Consider the following 18,486-nt stretch of genomic DNA (forward strand, 5'->3'; position numbering starts at 1 on the left):
CGTGATTTCTTGTTTCGGCGAAGATCGAGTTGGTGGAACGCACCAATTCTACGTCGCAAATCGCGCCAACCCTCGGGATCAACCCGCGCAGACCCGATCGCGCCCGTCCTTCTTCGCGGTGTAGAGCAACTGGTCGGCCCGCTGGAACGCGGTTTCGGCGGCCTCGTCCGCATGGATCGCGGTCACGCCCGCCGAGACGGTGATGATGCCGAGCGCGGTGTCTGTCTCCCGGTTGCGAAAGCGCTTGCTAGCGACGGTCGAGCGTACGGCATCGAGCATGTCCGCAGCTTCGGCCAATGCGATCCCGCCGATCAAAACCGCGAACTCCTCGCCTCCGTGGCGGACGACGAGGTGCGGGGCGCATTCGGCCGTCATCGTCTGGCCGATCGCGGTGAGCACGCGGTCGCCGACCCCGTGGCCATGCAGGTCGTTGATCCGCTTGAACCGGTCGATGTCGCACAAAGCGAGGCAATAGGGCCCCGCATCCCGATCGCGCGTCGCGAATGCTTCCTCGAACGCGCGTCGATTGGGCAGGCCGGTCAGTACGTCGCGACGTGCCGTATCGCGCGCTTCGATCAGCTTCGACCGCAGCGAATCCGTCTCTGCGGTCGCCGCCGCCAGCCGCACTTCGCTGTCGTGAATACGGGCGATCATCGCACTGGTGATTTCGGCGATCTCGTCGATCTCCGCCAATTGCGTGATCGATGCCGCGCTCCTGGCCAGTTCGCGGCCGAAGCCATGCGTCTCGGCCTGGATCGTCCGCACGATCTGCACGAAGCCATCGACCTGCTGCTGCGTTTCGATCACGAGGGCAATCGCGGTATCCGGCACGGAATCCGGATTGGTGTCCGCAACGCCGTTCGGTCGTCGCGACCGGCCTGGCGGCGGCCGGTCTATCACCGTTCCCCCGAGTCGCTCGATATCCGATCGGGTGAGACGAACGCCGTCCTGCGTCAGCGCAGCGACTTGCGCGGCCAACTCGCTCCCGGGAGCCGACATCACGGCATAGGCAAACGCGTAATGCGCGGGATCGGGGCTCAACTTCTGTTCGTCGAGGAACGCGCCGATCCGCTCAAACAGCGTCGTGTCAGGTCTTGCGCCCCGTATCGATCCGGCCACTCGTACGTCGCGCATGTCATCCCCCGCGTCCCCGCCAAAGCGATAGACCCGAAAGCGTTATCATAATGTCACCGGACCGGCAGGTATTTGCCGGTCCGGTTTCGATCGATTACTTGCCCGTCAGCTTCTGGACCGCAGCAAGCGTCGTCGAGACATGCGCCTCGGGGTTCATCTCGTCATGGACGAACGCGATGCGGCCGTCCTTGGCGATGACGTAGCTGGTGCGCTTGGTGATGTCGCGCCCACCCATCTGCTTGCCGAGCGCGACGTCGTAGCCCTTGACCACGTTCGGCCCGGCGCTGGCGACCGCGAACTTGCCCGCGCACTTCTCGGCCGAGAACTTGCTGAGCGTCTCGACATTGTCGGCCGACATGCCGATCACGGTCGCGCCTGCCTTGGTGAACGCCGGGATCGCTTCCGCAAACGCATGCGCCTCGGCGTTGCAGCCGCCGGTGTAGGCCGCCGGGAAGAAGTAGAGCACGACCGGGCCCTTCTTCAGCTGTTCGGCGAGGTGGACGGTGAACACCTTGCCGGCGATTGCGCCGCGCGTGGTGAAATCCGGAGCCTTGGCGCCGGGCGCGAGTGCCGCCAGCGCAGGCGCCGCGACGAGGAGGGCAGCGGCGGTGGCAAGTGTCGAGACGAGGCGCATGGATGATACTCCGTTTAGATCGCAATGACCTACGCTGGCGTGATCGATCCGTCCATTGCCCGTGACGTCCGCGCTCGATAGGCTGGAAATATGCCAGTAACCCAAGCCGATATCGATCTCGCGCACCGCCTTGCGGATGCCGCGGGCCACGTCATCCGACCCTATTTTCGCCACGAGCACGGCGTCGAGGTCAAGGACGACCAGTCCCCCGTTACCCGCGCCGACCGCGAGGCCGAATCGGCGATGCGCCGGTTGCTCGACGCCGAGCGCTCGGGCGATGGCATCGTCGGCGAGGAGTATGGCGAGAAGGCGGGCGTCACCAACCGCAAATGGGTGCTCGATCCGATCGACGGCACGCGCAGCTTTACTGTGGGGCGCGCGATCTTCGGGACGCTGATCGCCTTGGTCGAGGATGGCTGGCCGGTGCTCGGGATCATCGACCAGCCGATCCAGCGCGAACGCTGGGTCGGTGTAGCGGGGCGTCCGACGACGCTCAACGGTGTACCGGTCCGCACGCGTACCTGCCGCGAACTGCCAGGCTCGACGATCGCCACCACCAGCCCGCATCTCTTCGACGAGGTCGACGTCCCGCATTACTTGGCGCTGGTGGCGGCAATCTCGGGCGGCAACCCGCGGCAAGGGCCGGTCTATGGTGGCGACTGCTACAATTACGGCCTGCTCGCGAGCGGCCATCTCGACGTGGTTTGCGAGTCAGGCCTGAAGCTCTACGACTTCGCGGCGCTTGTGCCGGTGGTTGAAGGCGCTGGCGGCCGCATGTGCGACTGGAATGGCGACCCGCTGACCGCGGACAGCGAAGGTCACGTGCTGGCGATCGGCGATCCGGCGCGAATGGACGACGTGCTCGAGGCAATGCACCGGTTGCAGGATGACGGGCACGATCACGATACGCATGACGGCCACGATCACGGCTAAAAATTCCCCTCCCGCCCGCGGGAGGGGCTAGGGGAGGGTACGACGTACGTACTGGCGTCCGGCACGCGATCAGCCCTCCCCACTTCCGCAAGCGGGAGGGGCAAAAGACGTCACCGCAAACCGCAACGCCCCCACATCATCACTCCTCTCCGTCATCCCGGCGGACGCCGGGACCCATGGACGCGGAACGCTGCCATCTACGCGCTCAACCATCGGCAACGGCGCCCCCCTGACGCTGGCATGAGCAAGGTGGGGAAGGGGGGCGTACCATCTCCCCGCGCCCTCAGAAGATCCCCAGGAACTTCTTCCGCTGCCCCTTCCGCTCCGCGTCAGACGTCTTCCCGTCCTCAGCCTTGGCGGTCGTCCCATGGCCCACGTCATCGCGCGGCTGGCCCTTGGTCGTTCGCTGCGCCGCCGCCGTAGCCCCGGAGAGCACCGGCCCGCACGCGGTAGACTTCGCATCGCCGACATCGACGAACGCCAGGATTCCCGCGACCGGCGTCGCCACCAACGCGAGCCCGAGTCCGCTGCCGACCCGCGCAAGCAGATCCTTCGAGATCACGCTGAGCTTCGGAGCCGCGAACATCCCGCCGACCCCGACCGGCGATTGCCCGGCAAACAGGCTGAACTTCTTCGAATCCGCCCGAAACGCCAAATCCACCGCCTCGTTGCGGAAGCTGAACCCACCGCGGCCGACGATCACGTTCTTGCGCGTGTCGATCAGGATCGGGTCCGCCGCCGCCACGCCGCCGCGCACGGTAAAGCCGATCAACCCGCAATTGATCTGTACCGGCTCATCAAGCTTCCCCTGGAACATCCGCTGCGCGAACGTGCCGATGTCGAGTTCGGCGAGCTGGACGTTGCGGACCGACAGCGCGCCCGACGGCAGCACGAACGCGATCCGGCCACGCGACGACGCCAGCGAATCGTGGATCGAGTCGCCCCGGCCATCAAGCTTGATGCGACCCTTGACGGTCCCGGTCGTCCCGGCCTCGGTCAGGCCATAGCCTTTGAGCAGTCGACCCAACGGTGTCGGCGCGAGGCGGATGTCGTAGGACACCGCGCTCGGCCGCGCGCGCGTATCGAAGATGACGTCCGAGGCCACGTTGCCGCGTGCCATCGAGAAGGTCAGCGGCGACAGCGCCAACCGCCCCCGCTCCAGGTCGAGTGTCAGGTCGATGTTCGAGATCGGCAGGTTGCGCGACTTCACCGTGCCGATCGTCCATTTCAGGTCGGCATCGAAAATCTGCATCGTCGCGACCGGCAGGTTCCCGTCGGGCAACAGGCGTTGCGGTGCGGCGCCCGTGGCGGCGGCGGCGGCCACCGCGCCACGCGTTTCGACGATGTCGGGATTGAACCCGATGAACGGGGCCGCATCGATGATGTCGAGGCTCTTGGTCGTGAGGACCGAATCGAGATGGATGCGCTCGCCGTTGGTAATCGTCAGCTTGCCCGCGAGATCGGTCCGGCCCGCAAAGCCGCGCAGGTGCGTGAAGGCGTATTCGTCGCCCTGCTTGATGAGCTGCGCGCGCAGTTTGTAGGTCCGCGTATTCGGGATCGCGACGTCGATCACGCCCAGCAACGTCGACAGATTGGCGCCGCGAGCAGTGACGGCGAGCGGCACGTTCTCGACATCGGCAATGCTCGGCAGCGTGCCCGCGACTTCGATGATGTTCCCCGCCGCCCGCGCCCGCGCGACCAGCTTGTTCTGCCCGCGATTGGCGGTCGCGTCGGGCGACAGGAGCTGCGCGGTCACTGTGAACGGCGTCTCGCGCAACCGCCCCTTGCCGGTCAGCCCGACCGCGCGGCCGATCGTCGCGTCGACCGAGCGTATGTCGGCGACCTTGAGATCCGCCAGCACGCGCATCCGCGGATCGAGATAGCGCACCGTCGTGCCGGTCACCGTAGCGACGTCGATCCGCGGGAATTCGAGCGGCTTGCCACCCTTCTTGTTAGAGAACGTCCAGGTGTTGGCCGAGTGCGCTGCGTTCCACTCGAGATCGACCGCGCCGTTGACGAGATCGAGCCAGTAGAGCCGCCGCTTGCCGAACAGCAGCGACAGCGGCGCGATCCGCGTGTCGAGCTTGTCCGCCTGGAACAGGTTCGGCCTGCTCGCCCAGTCGGGGTTCGAGAGCGTGAAGTTCTCCGCGTACAGCTTGATGCGGAACGGCGCGAAATAGAGCTGGAAATCGCCGCGCACGGTCAGCGTCCGGTGCGTCAGCGACCCGACCACACGCTCGAACGGGTGCTTCAGGAAGCGTCCCTTGGTGATGTACAGCACCAGCCAGATCGCGACGATGACCGCGACGATCCCGAGCAGGATGTTGCGCAGTATCCGCCGCTTGCGACGTTTTTGCGCATCGACCGGCGCAGGGGCCGGGGGAGGGGTCTCGATCGGCTGCGTCGGGCTGTCGTCCATGCTTGGCCTATCGCACGACGGGCGCGTCAGTTCCACAACGGTTGATATGCCGCATTAATGCGTCTATGCGGCCCGCTTCCTCGAAGGGAACGCGTTCTACGAATCGCCCGGCCAGTGTGGGCTGCCGCGGCGATTTCAGCGTCCTCCTTCGTAACCGAAAGGATAAAAATGCCCAAGCTGAAGACCAAGAGCGGCGTCAAGAAACGCTTCAAGCTCACCGCCACCGGCCTGCTCAAGCACGGCGTCGCCGGCAAGCGTCACCGTCTGGCGCATCACAACGGCAAGTACATCCGTCAGAACCGCGGCACCAAGCTGCTGTCGAAGGCCGATACCGCAGCAGTGAAGGCCTGGGCGCCTTACGGCCTGCGTTGAGCTGAGAAGGAATTAGACAATGGCACGCGTAAAACGGGGTGTTACCACCCGCGCCAAGCACAAGCGTATTTTGGTTCAGGCGAAGGGCTATTATGGCCGTCGCAAGAACACCATCCGCATCGCCCGTCAGGCCGTCGAGAAGGCCGGACAGTACGCTTACCGCGACCGCAAGGTTAAGAAGCGCACGTTCCGCGGCCTCTGGATCCAGCGCATCAACGCCGGCGTCCGCGCCGAGGGTCTGACCTATTCGCAGTTCATGCACGGCGTGAAGCTTGCAGGGATCGAACTCGACCGCAAGGTCCTGGCCGACATCGCCATGCACGAGGGCGCAGCATTCAGCGCCATCGTCGCCCAGGTGAAGGCGGCTCTCCCCCAGGCCGCGTAATTCGCGACTGAGGTGAGTTTCGGGAGGGCGTCGGTGGAGACCACCGGCGCCCTTTCTGCGTTTTGGGGTTTGAACTCTAATGTTAGTCATTCCCGCGAAGGCGGGAACCCATAAACTCCGAACCGTTGTGATTACCCCAAACGTCAGCCAGTATGGGTCCCCGCCTCCGCGGGGATGACTAAACCGGGAATGGCGGGTGAGGATAGCGGATGGACTGGCAGCCATGTGTCTACATCCTCGCCAGCGGTCGGCACGGTACGCTCTACATCAGCGTCACCTCCAACCTGCTCGGTCGCATTCATCAGCACCGCGAAGGCTTGATCAAGGGCTTCACCTCCCGCTACGGCATCCATCGGCTGGTGCACTACGAAATGGCCGACACGATGGAAGCGGCGATCACGCGCGAAAAGCAGCTGAAAAAGTGGAACCGCGACTGGAAGCTGCGGCTGATCGAAGAGGGCAATCTTGATTGGGATGATCTCGCGATCGGTCTCGGGTTCCCTCCGCTCAGCCAGCCCCATGACCACGGGGATGACGAACGAAGTTAGGATGGCGAAAACGTGACGCAAGACCTGAACCAGATGCGCGACCACATGCTGACGGCGATCGCCGCCGCATCCGGCCTCGACGCGCTCGACGCGTGTCGGGTCGAGGCGCTCGGCAAGCAGGGCACGATCACCGCGCTGCTGAAGACGCTCGGCAAGATGACGCCGGAAGAACGCCTCGTGCAGGGCCCGCAGATCCAGGGCCTCCGCGAAGCCGTCGCCAACGGCATCGCCGAGCGCAAGGCCACGCTCGAACGCGCCGCGCTCGATGCGCGCCTCGCCAGCGAGAAGCTCGACATGACGCTCCCCGCCGACGCGACGCCCGCGGGCACGATCCACCCGGTCAGCCAGGTCATGGACGAACTCGCCGAGATCTTCGCCGACCTCGGCTTCGCGGTCGCGACCGGCCCCGAGATCGAGACAGACTGGCACAATTTCACCGCGCTCAACATTCCAGAGACGCACCCCGCGCGCGCGATGCACGACACCTTCTATTTCGAGGAACCGAGAACGGCCGGCGACGGGCAAAGCCCGTCGTCCGACGGCGACGGCTTTGCCGACGACGCGGCCCGCACGAAGCGGACGCTGCTCCGCACGCACACCTCGCCGGTCCAGATCCGCACGATGTTGAGCCAGAAGCCCCCGATCCGCATCATCGCCCCCGGCCGCACCTACCGCTCGGACTCCGACGCGACGCACACGCCGATGTTCCACCAGGTCGAGGGCCTCGTGATCGACAAGGGCATCACGCTCGGCCACCTGAAGTGGACGCTCGAGACGTTCGTGAAGGCGTTCTTCGAGCGCGACGACATCGTGCTTCGCCTGCGCCCCAGCTACTTCCCGTTCACCGAGCCGTCGGTCGAGATCGATGTCGGCTACACGCTGGTCAAGGGCAAGCGCGTCGTCGGCGGCGCCGAACCCGATGGCTGGCTCGAGATCCTCGGCTCCGGCATGGTACACCGCAAGGTGATCGAGGCCTGCGGGCTCGACCCCGACGAATGGCAGGGGTTCGCGTTCGGCTGCGGCATCGACCGCCTCGCGATGCTCAAATACGGCATGGACGACCTACGCCCGTTCTTCGACGGCGATATCCGCTGGCTCAAGCATTACGGCTTTTCGAGCCTCGACGTCCCCACCTTGTCCGGCGGAGTCGGCGCATGAAGTTCACCCTCAGCTGGCTCAAGCAGCACCTCGAAACCACCGCCACGCTCGACCAGATCGTCGAAGCGCTGACCCGCATCGGCCTTGAGGTCGAAGGCGTCGAGAACCCTGGCGAGAAGCTCGCCGCGTTCAAGATCGCCAAGGTGCTCAGCGCCGAACGCCATCCGCAGGCCGACAAGCTCCAGATCCTGTCGGTCGACGCCGGTAACGGACCCCTCCAGGTCGTTTGCGGCGCCCCCAACGCACGCGCCGGGCTGGTCGGCGTATTCGGCGCGCCCGGCGCCTACGTCCCCGGCCTCGACGTGACGCTGAAGCTCGCCAGCATCCGCGGCGTCGAATCCAACGGCATGATGTGCTCGACCCGCGAACTGGAACTCGGCGAGGATCACGACGGCATCATCGAACTGCCCGAAGACGCCCCGATCGGCACCGCCTATCCGGACTATGCGGGCCTCACCGACCCGGTCATCGACGTCGCGATCACGCCCAACCGCCAGGACTGCATGGGCGTCCGCGGCATCGCCCGAGACCTCGCCGCCGCCGGCCTCGGCACGCTCACGCCGCTGACGTTCGACGCGTTCACGAGCGAGGGCGCAGGTCCCGACGTCCGCACCGACGACACAGCCGGCTGCCCCGCGTTCTTCGCCCAAACCGTCACCGGCGTAACCAACGGCGAGTCCCCCGAGTGGATGCGCCGCAGCCTCATCGCGATCGGCCAGAAGCCCATCTCTGCACTCGTCGACATCACCAATTACCTGATGATCGACCTCGGCCGCCCGTTGCACGTCTACGACCGCGCCAAACTCTCCGGCGGCCTCGTCGCGCGGAAAGCCAAGCCCGGCGAACAGGTCGTCGCGCTCAACGGCAAGACCTACGCGCTCGACGCGACGATGACCGTCATCGCCGACGACACCGCTGTGCACGACATCGGCGGCATCATGGGCGGCGAGCATTCGGGCGTCTCCGCGGACACCACCGACGTGCTGATCGAATGCGCCTATTTCGATCCCGACCACATCGCCCGCACCGGTCAGAAGCTCACGCTCACCTCCGACGCGCGCAGCCGCTTCGAACGCGGCGTCGATCCGGCGTTCCTCGAAGACGGCCTCGCGATCGCCACCGCCCTCGTCCTCCACATCTGCGGCGGCACGGCCAGCGACGTCACCCGCTCGGGCGAACCCCCGCTCGAACCCCGCGTGATCCATTACGACCCCCGCCTCAGCGCCGACCTCGGCGGCCTCCACGTCGCCCCCGAACGCCAGGCGCGCATCCTCTTGTCGCTCGGCTTCACGATCGGCGCGATCAAGTCCGCCGATGCGTTCAGCGACGCGCTGTTCTCGACGATCGAGGGCAAATGGCCGGTCACGGTCCCGAGCTGGAGGCGCGACGTCGACGGCCCCGCCGATCTCGTCGAGGAGGTCGTCCGCATTGAGGGCATCGACAATATCCCCTCGACGCCGCTCCCCCGCATGCTAGGCGTCGCCAAGCCGACCGCCACGCTCGAGCAGAAGCTCGAACGTCGCGCGCGTAGGGCGGCCGCTGCCCGTGGTCTCGACGAGGCGGTGACGTGGAGCTTCCTCTCCGAAGCCGAGGCCGCGCCTTTCGGCGGCGGCGCATGGACGCTCGCCAACCCGATCAGCGAAGACCTGAAAGTAATGCGTCCGTCGCTGCTCCCCGGCCTGCTCGCAGCGACCGGCCGCAACCTCAAGCGTGGCCAGCAGAGCGTCCGCCTGTTCGAGATCGGCCGCCGCTACCTGGCGGAAGCCGAGCGCGCGACGCTGGGCGTAGTCCTCGCCGGCGACCGTCGTCCCCGCGGCTGGCGCGAGGGGAAAGCGGCGACCTTCGATGCGTACGACGCGAAGGCCGAAGCACTGGCCCTCCTCGCCGCCTCGGGCGCACCCGTCGACAACCTGCAAGTGATGGGCGAAGCGGGCGACGCATGGCACCCCGGCCAGTCCGGCACGCTCCGCCTCGGGCCGAAGACGGTGCTGGCGAGCTTCGGCATGCTGCACCCGTCGGTGCTGAAGGCGTTCGACCTCGACAGCGCGGTTGCCGCGGTCGAACTCTACCTCGATGCGATCCCGCCCAAGCGCGCGTCTGGTTTCACCCGCCCGGCCTACACGCCGCCGGCGCTGCAAGCCGTCCGCCGCGACTTCGCGTTCCTCGTGCCGGCGGCGCTCGCCACCGACGCGCTGGTCCGCGCGGTCAAGGGCGCCGACAAGGTCGCGATCGTCTCGGCGCGCGTGTTCGACGTGTTCACCGGGCAGGGCGTCGAAGAGGGGCACAAGTCGGTCGCGGTCGAGGTCGTCCTGCAACCGACCGCCAAGAGCTTTACCGACGAAGAGATCAAGGCGATCGCCGACAAGGTGGTAGCGGCCGCCGCCAAGCAGGGCGCGAGCCTTCGGGGATAACGCTCCCCGAAACACCACCCCGGCGAAGGCCGGGGCCCAAATGGAAAGGCCGGTGTAACGGAGCGATGCCCTTCGTTATCACCCTCCCCCAATTGGGCCCCGGCCTTCGCCGGGGTGGTGTGCGGATGGTGTGGTGAGCGTTTTGAGACCTCGCGCGTTTGAGGCCCACGGAAGGAACCCCATGACCGACCTGATCACGATCGCCAACGACCACCTCGCCGCGCAGATCAACCCGCACGGTGCCGAGCTAACCCACCTCCACGACGCCGATGGCCGTGAGCTGATGACCAACGCCGACCCGGCCTTCTGGACCGGTCACGCCCCGATCCTCTTCCCCGTCGTCGGCGTCGTCAACGAAGGCGTCATCCGCCTCGACGGCCAGGCCTACCCGATGCAGAAGCACGGCTTCGCGCGCCATTCGACGTTCGACGTCGTCGCGCAGTCGGAAACCTCCGCCACCTTCCGCCTCACCGACAGCGAGGAAACCCGGAAGGCCTACCCGTTCGCGTTCGCACTCGACATCGTCTTCACGTTAGACGGCGCGACGCTGACGCTCGAGGCGCACATCCACAACCGCACCGACGCGGCGATGCCGGCAAGCTTCGGCTTCCACCCCGCCTTCGCGTGGCCGCTGCCGTACGGCGAGCCCCGCGCAGACCACCGCATCACGTTCGACGCCGACGAACCCGGCAAGCTGAAGGCGATCAGCCCCGACGGCCAGATCGCCGTCGACGAACGCCCCTCGCCGGTCGAGGACCGCGTCATCGCCCTGCGTGACGAGCTGTTCGCCAAGGATGCGCTGGTCTGGGACCCGATCCACTCCGACGCCGTCACCTACGGCGCCAAGACCGGCCCGCAGTTGAAGATCGCCTTCCCCGACACGCGCAAGCTCGGCATCTGGACCAAGCCCGGCGCGGCCTATGTCTGCGTCGAGCCCTGGCACGGGATCGCCGACCCCGAAGGCTATACCGGCGACTACCGCGACAAACCCGGCGTGTTCGAGATCCCCGCCGGCGGCACGAAGCGCATCGAAATGAGCGTGACGCTGGTCCAGGAGCACTGACGAACTCCCCTCCCTGAAAGGGAGGGGCAGGGGGTGGGTCGGTTTCCGCATCACGGCACGGTTGCGACCAAAGCTGACCGACCCACCCCCAACCCCTCCCTTTCAGGGAGGGGAGAGCGTTGCGTTTGGGGGAGCCGAGGCGCTCCTGCCGCACAGCGACAGCATCCCGCTCCAAGCCCCCTCTGTCCTACACGCCCCGCATCTGCCAATAGCACGCGATGATCGCTGCATGCCTCCTCCTCCCGATCCCGCCGCGTCCCGCGCGGGAAGGGGATTGCGAGCGGCACGTAGCCTGAACTTCCTTACCTTCCGAGCCCAGACTCGGCGCACCGGACCCACGCCATGACCCAATTTCCCCGCCGCACTTTCGCGATCATCTCGCATCCCGACGCCGGCAAGACCACGCTGACCGAGAAGCTCCTCTACTTCGGCGGCGCGATCCATCTCGCCGGCGAAGTGAAGGCGCGCGGCCAGACCCGCCGCGCGCGCTCCGACTGGATGAAGATCGAGCAGCAGCGCGGTATCTCGGTCACCTCGTCGGTGATGACGTTCGAGCGGCAGGGGATCACCTTCAACCTGCTCGACACGCCGGGCCACGAAGACTTCTCCGAAGACACGTATCGCACGCTGACCGCAGTCGACTCGGCGGTGATGGTGATCGACGCCGCGAAGGGCATCGAACCGCAAACGCGGAAACTGTTCGAGGTCTGTCGCCTGCGCAACGTGCCGATCATCACCTTCGTCAACAAGGTCGACCGCGAGGGGCGCGACCCGTTCTCGCTGCTCGACGAGGTGGCGGAGATGCTCCAGCTCGACGTCTGCCCGATGAGTTGGCCGGTCGGCATGGGCGGCGAGTTCGAGGGCGTCTACGATCTCTACGCCAACACGCTGAGCCGCCCCGAAGGCGACAGCCGGGAATTCATGGGCAAGGCGATTCCTTTCACCGGCATCGACGATCCCGAACTTGCCAAGATCCTCAGCCCCGAAGCGATGGTCCGCCTGAACGACGAGGCGGAACTCGCACAGGGCGGCTATTCGAGCTTCGACCCCGAGGCCTATCGCGCGGGCAATTTGACGCCGGTCTATTTCGGCTCGGCCCTCAAGGACTTCGGTGTAGCCGAGCTGATCGCCGCGCTCGCCGACTATGCCCCGCCACCACGTGCGCAGCCCGCCGAGCCTGCGCCCGTCTCGCCGGACGAGCCCGAAGTCACCGGCTTCGTGTTCAAGGTGCAGGCGAACATGGACCCCAACCACCGCGACCGCATCGCGTTCATGCGGCTGTGCTCGGGCGTGTTCAAGCGCGGCATGAAGCTTACGCCCACCGGCCACGGCAAGCCGATCGCGGTGCATTCCCCGATCCTGTTCTTCGCGCAGAACCGCGAGCTGGCGGACGAGGCGTTCCCCGGCGACATCATCGGCATCCCCAACCACGGCACGCTCCGAGTCGGGGATACGCTGAGTGAAAAGGCGGCGATCCGCTTCACCGGCCTGCCGAACTTCGCGCCCGAAATCCTGCGCCGCGTCGTGCTGAAGGATTTCACCAAGACCAAGCAGTTGCGCAAGGCACTCGACGACATGGCCGAGGAGGGGGTCACGCAGGTGTTCTACCCCGACATCGGCTCGAACTGGATCATCGGCGTTGTGGGACAGCTCCAGCTCGAAGTGCTGCTGTCGCGCCTCGACGCGGAGTACAAGGTCGCGGCCGGGCTCGAACCCGCCCCCTACGAGACCGCACGCTGGATCACGGCGGAAGACCCGCTCGAACTGAAAACCTTCGCCGAGATCAATCGCGGCGCAATGGCCAAGGACCGCGACGGCAACCCCGTCTTCCTCGCCAAGAGCGCCTGGGAAGTAAACTACATCGCCGAGCGCTACGCGAAGATCCGCTTCGCCGCGACACGCGAGCGGTAGGATACCGGATCGGCCGGCAAGGTCTTCAAAGACTGCTAGAAGTCTTCGATCCTCGTCGGCCGCGGTTGCAAGATCACAATGTCTGGTCCGTCTTGCCCGGCGACCGATAATGGCGCCGCTCCATCAGACGCCTCGCGGGATTTTCCCGCAGCAACTTCGTTGCCCAATTGTCGCGTTTGATCGGCTTGCGATGCCGATGGCGCCGCGCGCCGTAACGTCTGGTACGCGCAAGCTTTTGTTGCCACCGCACCACGCCTGCAATGGCAGCAACGAGTATAACGCCCGCAACCATGACTTGAACGTTCATCTATCGGCCCCGCTTCCAATAGACTGAGTATCAAATATCAGGCCGATTTGTAATTAAATTGTGCTTCATGCTCAAGTTAAGACGTAACTCTCTGAGTAGGCTGCCCTAATATTGTCGGAATAACGATAGCTGAGAAATATCAACTAACCGTGTTATGTAGATAAAACTATCCTACATTAACGAACTTGGTGAGCCGAAAGGCGTTGATAACGGGTACTTATCAATAGTTGTGCGGGTAACTTGCGGAGTTCGCAACTGGCCAACCGGCTTGATCGGAGCAGCAACAGAAGGGCCGAGGTGATCCGCTTCACCCCAGCCCATCCTGATCAACGCTTAGGCTTGGCGGCAAATGCTGCCTTGAGCCGCGCGATTGCTAGCGTGTTCGCATCCTGCGCACCACGGACGACCATGCCCATTCCGAAGAATTCGTGCGTCACACCCGGGAAGGTGCGCTGCTCGACCTTGTCGCCCGCCGCGCGCATCGCCGCTGCGAGTGTCTCGCCGTCGGAGCGCAGCGGATCGATCTGCGCGTTGATGATCGTCGTTGGCGGCAGGCCGCGCAGGTTTGCCTTCACGAGGTTCAGCCGCGGGTCCTGCGCATCGGCAGGGGTGGTCTGGTAATAATAACCGAACCACTTCAGCATAGCGCCGTTCAGCGGCTTCGCATTCGCCGAATCCATCCGCGACGGCAGCGTCATGCTGCTGTTCGCGATTGGGTAGACCGACACGATATGCAGCGGCGTGGTCAGGCGATTGTCGCGCGCGTAGATTGCCGTCGCGACCGCCAGGTTGCCGCCGGCGCTCTCGCCTGCGACCGCGATCTTGCGCGGATCGCCACCCCAGCTTGCCGCATTCTGCAGCGTCCAGCGATAGGCGGCTGCTGCGTCGTCATGCTGTGCCGGGAACTTGAATTCCGGTGCATGGCGATACTCGACCGACACGACGATCGCACCCAGCTGTTTGGCGAGCAAACGTGGTGCCGCGTCGTAGGTGTCGACCGTCGCGATCACCCAGCCACCGCCGTGATAATAGACGACGACCGGCAGGTTCTTGGCGTTGGCGAGCGATGCCGGCTTGTAGATCCGGGCGAACTGGTTCGCGTCGCTGCCATAGGCCACGTCGCGCGTCGTCACGGTCGCATCGGGCGTTGCCGACAGGCCATGCTTGATCATGACCTGCTTGGCGCCATCGGCTGCCGACGGCTGCATCCGCGCGACGGCTGGCGTGAGCGTCTCGATCGGCTTGCCACCGAGCGCGGCGAGCTGGTCGAGCACGACCTGCATGTCGGGCGCGGCCTTTGCCGGCTGGGTCGCGGTCGGTGCGGGCGGCGGCGGTGGTGGCGCATCGACCGACCGTGCGGATTGCGCGATCGCGCCGCTCGTCAGGGCAATACCTGATGTCGTGATCAAGGTCGCGGTGGCGAGCGCCATCAGCATGCGCGATGAACGGTTGGTCATGCGGTATGGTATCCTGTTTCGAGTGCCCCCACTCGCCGCTTAGAACCGCGTGATCGGGTTTCCGTTCCCGCAGGCTCGCGTAACCAACGCTTTTCACACGTGTTTCTGGCCGCCGAAGCGACTCTTCGACGTATCAGAATGGCGCAGCGCGTCCTACGACCCAAGTCTCGACGACTCTATCGACGTCGGCGATCAAGCGGGATGGATCGCCATCGACGACCAGCAAATCGGCACGCGTTCCGGCCACGATAACGCCGCGATCGCGCAATCCGAGCAGGTCCGCACCCGCAGCCGTGGCAACCTGCACGGCCTGCGCCGGAGTTAGTCCAGACTCGACCATCAGCGCCAGCTCGCGGTGTTCGGCGATGCCCGGCACGCGCACCGCGCTCGCACCACTGTCCGTGCCGAACCCGATCTTCACGCCGGCGTCGTACAGCATCTTTAGGTTGCGCAGGTTCATCGCCAGCGATTTCCGCGCATCGGCCGTCTTCGGATCGGCCAGTATCTTGGCACGCCACGCCGGATCGTCGACCTGTTGCGCGAGGGCAGGCGACAGCGCCGCGCGGGCGAACGGCGTCTGCGTCCACGGCGCGCGATCGGCCCAGGCGAACGTCGCTTCGTCGAGTTGCAGCGTCGGGATGTACCAGATGCCCTTCGCCTTCAGCGTCGCGACGAACGCAGGGGGCACCGGCGTGTCGCGGATACCGTGCGCAATAATGTCCGCACCCGCCGCGACGATCGCCTCCGCATCGGCGAGATCGTGGATATGCGCCGCCACGCGCAGCCCGCGCGCGTGCGCCTCGGCGATCACCGCGCGGTAGACGGCAGGGCTCATCTTGACCGGCACGCTGCCGCCGAAATCGTCGAGCCACAACTTTACGAGGTCAGTCTTCTCCGCGGCCATCATCGCCACCGCCTTGCGGGCTTCTTCCGGCGTCGAGGGCCGGAACAACTGGTCGGGCCCGACCTTGAGCATCGCCTGCGGTGGCGCGCCATTGGGGACGCCGATCCCCTGCATCACGCCGAACAGGTCCGCGCCTTCGATCCGCCCGGCATGCGCGTCGGCGCGTATCCCGACGAACGCCGGACCGTTGTTGCCGAGCGCCGTCACCGTCGTCACGCCGTAGCGGCGATACTGGGCGAGCTGCGCGACGATGTTGGCGCGCGTGTAGTTCTTCGCGCCCGTCTCGGTGCCGCTCACTTGGCCGACGTGGCTGTGGTCCGAGACGAGGCCGGGCAACACGGTGCGCCCTCGATAGTCGCGCCGTTCTGCGCCCGGCGGAACCGCGACCTTTCCCGCCGCGACGATCCGTCCGTTCGCGATCACGATGGTTGCGTCGTCCACCGGTGCGCCGCCGCGGCCGTCGATCAACCGCACACCGGTCAGCGCGATCGTCTGCGCGGTGGCTGATCCGGCGGTGAGCGCGGACGCAGCGAGGGCGATCGTGCAGAGACGAGCGGAGATTTTGGTTCGGCGCACGATGATGTCCTTCTCGGGAGGATGCGCCGGCGGGACGCTATCCCCCTGAAACGTCAGTGGATCGCGCCCGTTCCGATCCATGATGTCAGCGTCGTGGGCGTACGGCCTTCAGCGCGATCCGGACCGGCTGCATCGTCTCGACTGGCTTGAACGACAGCAGCATCACCAGTGCGACGCCAGCGATCGACGCAGCGCCCAGGAACCGCACGAACCGCTCGCCGGTCAGCGGCGCGCCACAGTGGAACAGCGCCACCGCGAGCACGAGCGCCGCGACAATGCGCAGTGCGCGGATCGCGGACGGCGCAACGATCCCGAGGTCCCGCCGGTACTTGAACGCGGTCGCCGCGAGCAGCAGCCAGCCGAAGAAGCACAACATCGTGGCTTCAAGCATGAACGGTCTCCGAAAGTGTTTTGCGGATCTTTGCGGCGGGTTTGCTTCGGGCCGAGCGCCATGCGCCGAGTGCGAGGAGGGCGGCGACCGCGAGCATGGCGACGTCGAATGCTGCGAACAGCGTGTCGCCGGACAGCACCGATCCGGGCAGCCCGCGCGAGGTGGTGAGCGTATCGGCCACCGGGATCGCCGCGAACGCGAGGGCGCCGATCGCGAACCCCTCGGTCCACGCGCGGCGCGCCGGCCGTAGCAACTGGAGGACCGCAACGCCGCCCCATACCCAGAACATCGTTGCGACTTCGGCATCGGCGCGGTTCGTGGCGTGGGCCGGGATCACGCGGTTGGCGAGCAGATAGGCGGCCATCCCGATCGGCAGGCCGGCGATGACGCCGATGTTCAGGCGCTCGACCAGCTTCAGTCCTAAGAACGGCGTCGCCCCCGGCTTGCGACGCTTGGCGGTCCACAGCAGCAGCCCGGTGCCGACCATCGCCGCGCCGGTCAGCCCCAGCACGAAATACGCCCAGCGCAACGCAGGGCCCGCGAACTGCGCGACGTGCAGCCCGAGCATCACGCCTGCGGTGGCGAGCGCGGGCCCGACATCGGCAGCACCCTCCAGGAACCGTCCGTCGCTGCCGGCATAAGTGACCGACGGCCCGCGTCCGTTGAGCGATGCGCTCGAATGGCGGTACAGCGTGACCGTGCTCGCGGCGTCGTTCGGGTTGCGCACCACGACAGTGGCGACGGACGCACCGAAACGCCGCTCCGCGTCGGCGACGAGCGGGCCAATCGCGACCAGCGGAGCCGGCGTACCCGTTGCGTCGCGCTCGGTCGGCGTGCCGAACGCGGCTTGCGCGAAATCGGCGGGCTTCGCGTAGTTCGCGACGACCGGCCACGGCATGTACATCGCCACCAGCGTGATCAGCCCGGTATAGGTGATCATCGCGTGATAGGGCAGCGCCAGCACCGCGGACACATTGTGCGCGTCGAGCCAGCTACGCTGCCCCTTGTTCCAGCGCAGCGTGAAGAAGTCGGCGAAGATGCGCTTGTGCGTGATCACGCCCGACACGATCGCGCCGAGCATGAACATCGCGCACAACCCGGCCAGCCAGCGTCCCCAGGGATGCGGCAATTGCAGCTGGAAATGGAAGCGATAAAAATGCTCGCCGCCGCGGGTCTCGCGTGCGTGCACGTCGTCACCGGCCGCGGGATCGAGCACGATTTCCGGCGCGCGACGCTTGGCGGCCTTGGGGTCCGGCTTGCGCTGTTCGAAGATCCGCGTGACCGTAGTCCGCGCATCGGGGAGATAGATATACCATTGGATGTCGTCCGCGCCGACGCGCTGCAGATGCGTGACCGCAGTCTGCGCGGCGTGTGCGGTCGAGACGGGCGTCGCGTGGAATTCCGGCTGCATCCACTGCGTGATCTCGGGCCGGAAATAGCTCGCGGTGCCGGTCAGGAACATCGCGAACAGTATCCATCCCGCCAGCAACCCGAGCCAGCCGTGGATCCACGCCATGCTCTGGCGCAACGTGGTTCCGACCGCCGAGGTCATGGACGAACGCCGAGCAGCCAGAGCAATCCGCCGCCGACGATCACAATACTCCACACTGCGGCCGCTACTCGCAAAAGCCGGTGTTCGTGGAAGCACCATAAGCCGATGCCGGCATAGATCGGGAACGACAGGATCATGCCCCAGCTCGTCGCTTCGACGCGCGCGATGGGCAGCAGACGGGCAATCAACGTCGCCAGCACGGCCGCCGCGACATAGCCGCCGACCAGTGCCGTCACGCTCCGGAACGTCATGCTCCAGACGAGCGGACGCACTTTTCGACCCGACGAAAAAGGGCCGGCTTTCAGGATCCGGCCGTGCATGAACATTTCGT

17 protein-coding genes are annotated in these 18,486 nt (G+C 66.1%); 8 read left to right on the forward strand and 9 right to left on the reverse strand.

Annotation, left to right across the window (positions count from 1 at the left end):
* Nucleotides 1-78: 78 nt before the first annotated feature.
* Both E5673_RS04810 and E5673_RS04815 read right to left on the reverse strand, forming a co-directional pair.
* Nucleotides 79-1,134 (reverse strand): GGDEF domain-containing protein, encoded by a 1,056-nt coding sequence (locus E5673_RS04810; RefSeq protein ID WP_136189146.1) that lies wholly within the window; start codon nucleotides 1,132-1,134, stop codon nucleotides 79-81.
* Nucleotides 1,135-1,228: 94 nt separating this feature from the next.
* Nucleotides 1,229-1,768 (reverse strand): peroxiredoxin, encoded by a 540-nt coding sequence (locus tag E5673_RS04815; protein WP_136189147.1) that lies wholly within the window; start codon nucleotides 1,766-1,768, stop codon nucleotides 1,229-1,231.
* 90 nt (nucleotides 1,769-1,858) lie between these two features.
* Between E5673_RS04815 and E5673_RS04820 the strand changes: the two genes are divergently transcribed.
* The gene (locus E5673_RS04820; RefSeq protein WP_136189148.1) at nucleotides 1,859-2,701 is read left to right on the forward strand and encodes an inositol monophosphatase family protein; all 843 of its coding nucleotides are present in this window, start codon (nucleotides 1,859-1,861) and stop codon (nucleotides 2,699-2,701) included.
* A gap of 283 nt (nucleotides 2,702-2,984) precedes the next feature.
* Here the strand turns inward: E5673_RS04820 and E5673_RS04825 are convergent, their stop codons facing one another.
* On the reverse strand, nucleotides 2,985-5,120 hold the full coding sequence (locus tag E5673_RS04825) for an AsmA family protein (RefSeq protein WP_210731805.1): 2,136 nt from the start codon (nucleotides 5,118-5,120) through the stop codon (nucleotides 2,985-2,987).
* 168 nt (nucleotides 5,121-5,288) lie between these two features.
* Here E5673_RS04825 and rpmI point away from each other — a divergent pair, with 168 nt between their 5' ends.
* The 7 genes from rpmI (at nucleotide 5,289) to E5673_RS04860 (ending at nucleotide 12,968) form a co-directional block, all read left to right on the forward strand.
* Entirely contained in the window at nucleotides 5,289-5,492 is a 204-nt protein-coding gene (rpmI, locus tag E5673_RS04830; protein WP_031395289.1) for a 50S ribosomal protein L35, read from the forward strand.
* Nucleotides 5,493-5,511: 19 nt separating this feature from the next.
* On the forward strand, nucleotides 5,512-5,877 hold the full coding sequence (rplT, locus tag E5673_RS04835; RefSeq protein WP_056054375.1) for a 50S ribosomal protein L20: 366 nt from the start codon (nucleotides 5,512-5,514) through the stop codon (nucleotides 5,875-5,877).
* 209 nt (nucleotides 5,878-6,086) lie between these two features.
* Nucleotides 6,087-6,425, forward strand: coding sequence for a GIY-YIG nuclease family protein (locus tag E5673_RS04840; protein ID WP_136189149.1), 339 nt, complete (start codon nucleotides 6,087-6,089; stop codon nucleotides 6,423-6,425).
* 33 nt (nucleotides 6,426-6,458) lie between these two features.
* On the forward strand, nucleotides 6,459-7,583 hold the full coding sequence (pheS, locus tag E5673_RS04845) for a phenylalanine--tRNA ligase subunit alpha (protein ID WP_168711684.1): 1,125 nt from the start codon (nucleotides 6,459-6,461) through the stop codon (nucleotides 7,581-7,583).
* Nucleotides 7,580-9,994 (forward strand): phenylalanine--tRNA ligase subunit beta, encoded by a 2,415-nt coding sequence (pheT, locus tag E5673_RS04850; RefSeq protein ID WP_136189151.1) that lies wholly within the window; start codon nucleotides 7,580-7,582, stop codon nucleotides 9,992-9,994. The genes pheS and pheT overlap by 4 nt, the downstream gene beginning before the upstream one ends.
* A 181-nt stretch (nucleotides 9,995-10,175) precedes the next feature.
* Nucleotides 10,176-11,057 (forward strand): aldose 1-epimerase family protein, encoded by an 882-nt coding sequence (locus E5673_RS04855; RefSeq protein WP_136189152.1) that lies wholly within the window; start codon nucleotides 10,176-10,178, stop codon nucleotides 11,055-11,057.
* 342 nt (nucleotides 11,058-11,399) lie between these two features.
* Nucleotides 11,400-12,968: a peptide chain release factor 3 gene (locus tag E5673_RS04860; protein ID WP_107963072.1), complete on the forward strand. Its 1,569-nt coding sequence runs from the start codon at nucleotides 11,400-11,402 to the stop codon at nucleotides 12,966-12,968.
* 73 nt (nucleotides 12,969-13,041) lie between these two features.
* On the opposite strand, the gene E5673_RS04865 is transcribed toward E5673_RS04860, so the two are convergent.
* The 6 genes from E5673_RS04865 to E5673_RS04890 all read right to left on the reverse strand — a co-directional run bounded on the left by E5673_RS04865 (nucleotide 13,042) and on the right by E5673_RS04890 (nucleotide 18,481).
* On the reverse strand, nucleotides 13,042-13,275 hold the full coding sequence (locus E5673_RS04865) for a hypothetical protein (protein WP_136189153.1): 234 nt from the start codon (nucleotides 13,273-13,275) through the stop codon (nucleotides 13,042-13,044).
* A 326-nt stretch (nucleotides 13,276-13,601) separates the two neighbouring features.
* A complete protein-coding gene (locus tag E5673_RS04870; RefSeq protein WP_210731806.1) occupies nucleotides 13,602-14,732 on the reverse strand; it encodes an alpha/beta hydrolase in 1,131 nt (376 codons plus the stop codon).
* Between the two features lie 133 nt (nucleotides 14,733-14,865).
* Nucleotides 14,866-16,212, reverse strand: coding sequence for an amidohydrolase family protein (locus tag E5673_RS04875; protein ID WP_210731807.1), 1,347 nt, complete (start codon nucleotides 16,210-16,212; stop codon nucleotides 14,866-14,868).
* Nucleotides 16,213-16,297: 85 nt separating this feature from the next.
* A complete protein-coding gene (locus tag E5673_RS04880; RefSeq protein WP_136189155.1) occupies nucleotides 16,298-16,603 on the reverse strand; it encodes a DUF3325 family protein in 306 nt (101 codons plus the stop codon).
* Complete coding sequence (locus tag E5673_RS04885; protein ID WP_136189156.1) at nucleotides 16,596-18,155, reverse strand: PepSY-associated TM helix domain-containing protein; 1,560 nt, start codon at nucleotides 18,153-18,155, stop codon at nucleotides 16,596-16,598. The genes E5673_RS04880 and E5673_RS04885 overlap by 8 nt, the downstream gene beginning before the upstream one ends.
* A complete protein-coding gene (locus tag E5673_RS04890) occupies nucleotides 18,152-18,481 on the reverse strand; it encodes an iron transporter (RefSeq protein ID WP_136189157.1) in 330 nt (109 codons plus the stop codon). The genes E5673_RS04885 and E5673_RS04890 overlap by 4 nt, the downstream gene beginning before the upstream one ends.
* Nucleotides 18,482-18,486 lie beyond the last annotated feature (5 nt).

Source organism: Sphingomonas sp. PAMC26645, from assembly GCF_004795835.1.
Classification (GTDB): Bacteria; Pseudomonadota; Alphaproteobacteria; order Sphingomonadales; family Sphingomonadaceae; genus Sphingomonas.

What these genes read in the sequence shown, in the direction of transcription:
- E5673_RS04890 (WP_136189157.1), bottom strand. Translation starts at nt 18,481, where the DNA reads ATGTTCATGCACGGCCGGATCCTGAAAGCCGGCCCTTTTTCGTCGGGT.
- rplT (WP_056054375.1), top strand. Translation starts at nt 5,512, where the DNA reads ATGGCACGCGTAAAACGGGGTGTTACCACCCGCGCCAAGCACAAGCGT.
- E5673_RS04855 (WP_136189152.1), top strand. Translation starts at nt 10,176, where the DNA reads ATGACCGACCTGATCACGATCGCCAACGACCACCTCGCCGCGCAGATC.
- E5673_RS04840 (WP_136189149.1), top strand. Translation starts at nt 6,087, where the DNA reads ATGGACTGGCAGCCATGTGTCTACATCCTCGCCAGCGGTCGGCACGGT.
- E5673_RS04820 (WP_136189148.1), top strand. Translation starts at nt 1,859, where the DNA reads ATGCCAGTAACCCAAGCCGATATCGATCTCGCGCACCGCCTTGCGGAT.
- pheS (WP_168711684.1), top strand. Translation starts at nt 6,459, where the DNA reads ATGCGCGACCACATGCTGACGGCGATCGCCGCCGCATCCGGCCTCGAC.
- E5673_RS04880 (WP_136189155.1), bottom strand. Translation starts at nt 16,603, where the DNA reads ATGCTTGAAGCCACGATGTTGTGCTTCTTCGGCTGGCTGCTGCTCGCG.
- E5673_RS04815 (WP_136189147.1), bottom strand. Translation starts at nt 1,768, where the DNA reads ATGCGCCTCGTCTCGACACTTGCCACCGCCGCTGCCCTCCTCGTCGCG.
- E5673_RS04860 (WP_107963072.1), top strand. Translation starts at nt 11,400, where the DNA reads ATGACCCAATTTCCCCGCCGCACTTTCGCGATCATCTCGCATCCCGAC.
- E5673_RS04865 (WP_136189153.1), bottom strand. Translation starts at nt 13,275, where the DNA reads ATGAACGTTCAAGTCATGGTTGCGGGCGTTATACTCGTTGCTGCCATT.
- rpmI (WP_031395289.1), top strand. Translation starts at nt 5,289, where the DNA reads ATGCCCAAGCTGAAGACCAAGAGCGGCGTCAAGAAACGCTTCAAGCTC.
- E5673_RS04810 (WP_136189146.1), bottom strand. Translation starts at nt 1,134, where the DNA reads ATGCGCGACGTACGAGTGGCCGGATCGATACGGGGCGCAAGACCTGAC.
- E5673_RS04885 (WP_136189156.1), bottom strand. Translation starts at nt 18,155, where the DNA reads ATGACCTCGGCGGTCGGAACCACGTTGCGCCAGAGCATGGCGTGGATC.
- pheT (WP_136189151.1), top strand. Translation starts at nt 7,580, where the DNA reads ATGAAGTTCACCCTCAGCTGGCTCAAGCAGCACCTCGAAACCACCGCC.
- E5673_RS04870 (WP_210731806.1), bottom strand. Translation starts at nt 14,732, where the DNA reads ATGACCAACCGTTCATCGCGCATGCTGATGGCGCTCGCCACCGCGACC.
- E5673_RS04825 (WP_210731805.1), bottom strand. Translation starts at nt 5,120, where the DNA reads ATGGACGACAGCCCGACGCAGCCGATCGAGACCCCTCCCCCGGCCCCT.